Genomic DNA, 799 nt, shown 5'->3' with positions numbered 1-799 from the left:
GCCCCTGCCGCGGTTGCACCGCCGCGAACGGCCGCGGCTCCGCCCGAAAGAGCAGCAGCGCCACCTCTTGCACCGAGCATGGCCGCGCCGCCCGCCGCCGCACCACCGGCGAGCAGCATGCCGCCGGCGGCCAGACCGGTGCCCACGGCCGAACCTGCGCCGAGCTGCGGCCCGCCCGAGACAATCCCTGAGGCGATGCCGGGACCGAAAATGCCGAGGCCCAGCAGCGACAGGGCCGCGAGCACGATAGCCATGGCGTCGTCGATGGTGGGCGTCGCCCCGCCGAACCCGGCCGTGAATTGCGAAAACAGCGTCGAGCCGATGCCGATGATGACGGCCAGCACCAGGACCTTGATGCCGGAGGACACCACGTTGCCCAATACGCGCTCGGCCATGAAGGCGGTCTTGCCGAACAGGCCGAAGGGGATCAGCACAAAGCCGGCGAGCGTGGTCAGCTTGAACTCGATCAGGGTGACGAAGAGCTGCACGGCGAGGATGAAGAAAGCGAGGATGACGAGTGCCCAGGCGAACAGCAGGCAGGCGATCTGGATGAAGTTCTCGAAGAAGCTCCAATAGCCCATCAGGTCAGAGATGGACTCGAGCAGCGGGCGGCCGGCGTCGAGGCCGGTCTGCGCGACACGGCCGGGGCGCATCAGGTCGGCGGCGCTGAACCCGGTGCCCGACGCCATGAGGCCGAGGCCGGCGAAGGAGTCGAAAACGATCCTCGCCAGATTGTTCCAGTTGCCGATGATGTAGGCGAATATCCCGATGAAGAGCGTCTTCTTCACCAGCCGCGCGA

Annotated in this window: 1 protein-coding gene; it reads right to left on the bottom strand. The window is 67.3% G+C overall.

Features of this window, described 5'->3' with window-relative positions:
- A partial coding sequence (trbL, locus tag NUU27_RS25430; RefSeq protein ID WP_257765076.1) for a P-type conjugative transfer protein TrbL occupies positions 1–799 on the bottom strand: 799 nt, incomplete at both ends.

The sequence above is a fragment of the Nitratireductor sp. ZSWI3 genome (assembly GCF_024655565.1).
GTDB lineage: Bacteria > Pseudomonadota > Alphaproteobacteria > Rhizobiales > Rhizobiaceae > Nitratireductor.
The sequence above is the reverse complement of the archived record's forward strand: the minus strand, read 5'-3'. Positions and strand labels throughout refer to the sequence as shown.